The following is a 4,782-nucleotide window of genomic DNA, read 5'->3' as shown; positions in this document are numbered from 1 at the left end:
ATTATTTTCGTCGATCGTCCAATTTGCGGTAAACTGCTCTCAAATCAACTTGATGGTGAGCCAAAGCAACTAAAGCGTGATAAAATAAATCCGCAACTTCCCCAGCAATCCCCTCTTTGTCGTCATCTTTGCAAGCCATTACAACTTCCGCCGACTCTTCGCCAATTTTCTTGAGAATCTTGTTGTCGCCACCCTCGAACAATTTGCAAGTATAAGAAGTTTCGTTAGGATTGTCGCGCCGATCGCAAATTACCCCAAATAATTGAGATAACATATCCCCTGGCGGCGGTTGAATTTCCCCATCAACTTGGTGAAAACAACTTCTTTCTCCCGTGTGACAAGCAATATCTCCGACTTGTTCGACAGTCACCAGCAAGGCATCACTATCGCAGTCGTAACGCAGGGCTTTGACATTTTGAACGTGTCCCGAAGTGGCGCCTTTGGGCCACAATTCGGCACGAGAACGACTCCAGAACCAAGTTTGCCCGGTAGAGAGCGTTTTTTGCAGGGACTCCCGACTCATCCATGCCATCATCAACACTGTACCGTCCAAATAATCTTGGACGATCGCTGGCACTAAACCGCGATCGTCGTAACGGATCTTTTCAATTGGGATCGATCGGCTCAAACTCGATAAATCATTAGTAGACATAGTTTTATTTCAACTTTGTAATATTGATTAAGGCTTTCCTGTGGGAGATTTTTTTTTATTAACCGCAGAGAACGCAGAGGACGCAGAGGAAGAGAAGAGAGGAGATTGAGGAAGTGATGGACAAATTGTCAAGAACTCTTTTACAAAAAATTACACTTTAGGGCGATTCCCTACGGGATAGCTTCGCTTCACGGTGCTAGTGCGACAAAGCCCGAAAAACCTAAGCTGCTATTGCTACTCATTGGTTTGTACCCTAAAATCTATTAACATAGTTTCCTTGAATCGACCTAACCCTTATCCTGAAGTCGCTATAAAAGTATCCTACCAACAACAGACGTTCACTAAGGAGAAAACATTGGTTTCCACAACCTTGAAAACCACCAAATCAGAAGAAATTTTTGCCGCTGCCCAGAAGTTGATGCCTGGTGGCGTCAGTTCCCCGGTCCGCGCCTTCAAATCTGTAGGCGGACAGCCCATCGTCTTTGACAGGGTAAAAGGAGCCTATGTTTGGGATGTTGATGAAAACCAATACATCGACTACGTAGGCACTTGGGGTCCAGCTATCTGCGGCCACGCCCACCCCGAAGTCATCAAAGCCCTTCACGAATCTTTAGAAAAAGGTACAAGTTTCGGGGCACCGTCGCTGTTGGAAAACGTGCTGGCAGAAATGGTCATCGATGCGGTTCCCAGCATTGAAATGGTGCGATTTGTCAATTCTGGCACCGAAGCCTGTATGGCCGTTTTGCGGCTAATGCGAGCTTTCACCGGACGCGATAAACTGATTAAATTTGAAGGCTGCTATCACGGACACGCCGATATGTTCTTGGTAAAAGCAGGTTCCGGCGTGGCAACTCTGGGCCTTCCCGACTCCCCGGGCGTGCCGAAATCCGTTACCGCCAACACCCTCAACGCTCCCTACAATGACTTAGAAGCAGTAAAAGCTTTATTTGCGGAAAATCCGGGCGAGATAGCAGGGGTAATTCTCGAACCAGTGGTGGGGAATGCCGGATTTATTGTACCCGATGCAGGTTTTCTCGAAGGTTTGCGGGAAATTACCAAAGATAACGGTGCTTTGTTGGTGTTTGATGAAGTAATGACCGGTTTCCGCATCGCCTACGGTGGAGCTCAGCAAAAATTCGGCGTTACCCCGGATTTGACAACTTTGGGTAAAGTTATTGGCGGCGGTTTGCCGGTGGGAGCTTACGGCGGACGGCGCGATATTATGGGGATGGTGGCTCCTGCTGGGCCGATGTATCAAGCTGGTACGCTTTCGGGAAATCCTTTGGCGATGACTGCTGGGATTAAGACTTTGGAATTGTTGCAAAAACCCGGCACTTACGAACAGTTGGATAAGATTACCAAAAAACTGTCCGACGGATTGCTAAAAATTGCTAAGGAAGCCGGACACGCCGCTTGTGGCGGGCAAATTAGCGGGATGTTTGGCTTGTTTTTTGCGGCGGGCCCGGTTCATAATTACGATCATGCCAAGAAGTCAGATTTGACGAAGTTCAGTCGCTTTCATCGGGGAATGTTGGAACACGGTATTTATCTGGCTCCTTCGCAGTTTGAGGCGGGATTTACTTCTTTGGCTCATACTGAGGAAGATGTAGATCGAACTTTGGTTGCAGCGCGCGAAGTAATGGCAAGTATTTAACGTGTGTAGTAAGGACGTTCGTCCTTAAAACTCAGGAATAAATGATTAAAGTCCTTGCTGTTTTTTGGCAGTAAGGACTTTAATTTTTCCTTCTGACTGTTGACTAGACATCTCCGGAAACGATTAATTGGACTAGAGTACGAGCCGTTACAAAAATTAATAAAGCAAGCTGGTAGTTGTAAGCAAAATTAGCCTAACATAGATTATGTCTTAAGCGCCAACCGCTTAGCTATAACTAGCAGACGCTGGAGCATTCCTGCTATCAAATTTTCTTCTGACCAAGAATTTCAAAGGTGGTACAAGCCCCCGGATTTATCCGTGGAATCAATCCCTTTTCGAAAATCGAAAATCCTCAAGCCCCCGCATTTATCCGTGGGGTCAATCTAAAATCTCAAATCTAAAATCTCAAATCGATTGACTGAGGGTACAAGCACATAAATTTGAGTAAAAAGTGGTTTTGGCTAGGTAGATTAAAAACAACTTTCAGCTTAAAAGGCAAACCACTAATTCCTAAGTATTCTTAATATCATAAGTAAAAACGTTTTTTTTCAACTAAGGTCAAGTAAGTATGAAAAATAGTTTTATTTTAAGTAGAACAAAAATTTTAAGTATTTTTTTGTTAGTAATATTTTCATTTTTTGTAGTAGGGACTCAGGTAAATTCACAGGCTGTGGAGTGTCAAAATAAAGATAGTTATATATTTAGGCTAGGGAGAGACGAATACTCCCTAACCTTGGTTATTAAAGACACATCTCAAGGATGCCAGATTCTAGCTGATGGAAAGGATTATGCAACAATTACAGCGCAACTAAGTAAACATGCTAAACCCGGTCAACCAATTAAAGTACACCTTCAGGAAGGAGGTATTGGAGAACTCAATGCAACAGACTTAATAATACAGGAAAATACTCAAAATTCTAAAAACTATGCTCGCTTGACTTCAAAAATAGCTGGTCAATCAATAGTCAACTATCAAGCCCTACTTCCTGGCGGTACATGGCTTTCAGGCAAGAGTATTAAAATTAATTTTGTCGAACCTTTGAAAATATCACTAGCCGCTAGTCCACCCAAAAATATGTTTTTGGGAAGTCTAATAAGATGTGGAATTACTGCTAGTTTAACAGATAATAATAATAAATTTAAAAACTCAAATGAAGAGCGTCGAATTAATCTCTCGATAGTTAACGGCCATGGAACATTTTTACAAGACGGGAAACATTACAATAACGTAACTCTTGTAATACCTTCAGGGCAATCCTCGGCCTCTATAGATTTTGTACCTAACCTAGCTGGGAACGTTACAATTAAAGCTGACTCGTCCAGTATGGAATCTGTGACAACTGAGGTGGATTTTTGGAGTCCATTACTCCCTATTACCATTGCTGGAATTGTAGGAAGTGTAATGGCTTTATTGAACAACTCAACAAAGAGAAATAGAGAAAATCAAAAATCTTGGAAAGTGATACTGCTTTTGGGTGTAATAAGTGGCATAGTATTTTCTATATTTTCCCTGTTTTTAGCCTCTTTAAATCCGAGTTTTGACCAAAGTTGGGCTTTTTTAATTGCACTTATTTCATCACTTATTGGGGGCTGGTTTGGACCAGAAAGAATTTTTGAACCAATTTTGAATAGACTTACAGGTTCTAATCAACCAACTAGGTAATAATAAAAAATTCGATTAAAAGAAAAAAATCATGAGCAAGTAAATCTAGCAATTTGTGGTCTGGTTAGATTCAGAATAGGGGGTTGAATTTGATCTAGTTAATTGCCGACATAATTCTGAAAATAATTGATAAAAATCATCAATATTTTTCCTCAATTTTTAACTAGAACTGCTCACAATCCTGATTCTAGCGTCAAATTTCTCCAAGTCAACCAACTGTACAAATTCTGCACAATCCAGTCCCTTACACTCTTTGAGCTTTTCGGGAGATGTCTACTGATGACTGCTGACTAATGACTAATGACTAATGACTACTGACTAAATCAATTATTGATAAATTCACCTTCACAGATAATCGAGTCTCTGCTGTCCAAATCTTCTTGATTCCAGTTCGAGTTTAATGCTGGCGAACTTAAGGAAGTTGACATCGTATATAATGTTGTGTTGTAGTATTCTACAGCATTATTAAGTTCCACCTGCGGCACTTCTTTAAAGTACGAATTAATATCCGGCGTGCAGCGCTGGGCTTGGTAGTATAAATAAGCTTCAGCATTAATGCACATTACGTGGTAAAAATCCTTATTTGCAGCCGTAACATCTCCCAGTTTATACAGCGCTAAACCCCGGTTGAGATAAGCTTTAACATGGTTCGGGTCGAGTTCCACTGCTTTGTCAAAGTCTTCAATTGCAAGCTGCATTTGTTTTAATTTATAGCGAACGCAACCTCTGTTATAATACGCATAAACATTTTGTGGATCGATGCCGAGTGCTGTGTTGTAATCGGCGATCGCCTGCGTATTGTCTCCTAATTGG

Annotated in this window: 4 protein-coding genes; 2 read left to right on the top strand and 2 right to left on the bottom strand. The window is 41.8% G+C overall.

Translation table 11 applies throughout. The features are described 5' to 3' along the window. Nucleotide 1: 1 nt before the first annotated feature. Nucleotides 2-652, bottom strand: coding sequence for a bifunctional phosphoribosyl-AMP cyclohydrolase/phosphoribosyl-ATP diphosphatase HisIE (gene hisIE / locus ACUVJL_RS08805; protein WP_445245496.1), 651 nt, complete (start codon nucleotides 650-652; stop codon nucleotides 2-4). Between the two features lie 355 nt (nucleotides 653-1,007). Between hisIE and hemL the strand changes: the two genes are divergently transcribed. Both hemL and ACUVJL_RS08795 read left to right on the top strand, forming a co-directional pair. After that, the gene (hemL, locus tag ACUVJL_RS08800; protein WP_445245495.1) at nucleotides 1,008-2,306 is read left to right on the top strand and encodes a glutamate-1-semialdehyde 2,1-aminomutase; all 1,299 of its coding nucleotides are present in this window, start codon (nucleotides 1,008-1,010) and stop codon (nucleotides 2,304-2,306) included. A gap of 568 nt (nucleotides 2,307-2,874) precedes the next feature. Continuing rightward, a complete protein-coding gene (locus ACUVJL_RS08795; RefSeq protein ID WP_445245494.1) occupies nucleotides 2,875-3,969 on the top strand; it encodes a hypothetical protein in 1,095 nt (364 codons plus the stop codon). A gap of 323 nt (nucleotides 3,970-4,292) precedes the next feature. On the opposite strand, the gene ACUVJL_RS08790 is transcribed toward ACUVJL_RS08795, so the two are convergent. Continuing rightward, nucleotides 4,293-4,782: tetratricopeptide repeat protein (locus ACUVJL_RS08790; RefSeq protein ID WP_445245493.1), on the bottom strand; the 490-nt coding region annotated here is incomplete at its 5' end.

The sequence above is a fragment of the Microcoleus sp. OTE_8_concoct_300 genome, assembly GCF_031383065.1.
GTDB lineage: Bacteria > Cyanobacteriota > Cyanobacteriia > Cyanobacteriales > Microcoleaceae > Microcoleus.
Note: the sequence above shows the minus strand (reverse complement) of the source record. Positions and strands in the feature narration are given on the sequence as shown.

Excerpts from the sequence above, each read along its gene's own strand:
- ACUVJL_RS08795 (WP_445245494.1), top strand. The coding sequence starts at position 2,875 with ATGAAAAATAGTTTTATTTTAAGTAGAACAAAAATTTTAAGTATTTTT.
- hisIE (WP_445245496.1), bottom strand. The coding sequence starts at position 652 with ATGTCTACTAATGATTTATCGAGTTTGAGCCGATCGATCCCAATTGAA.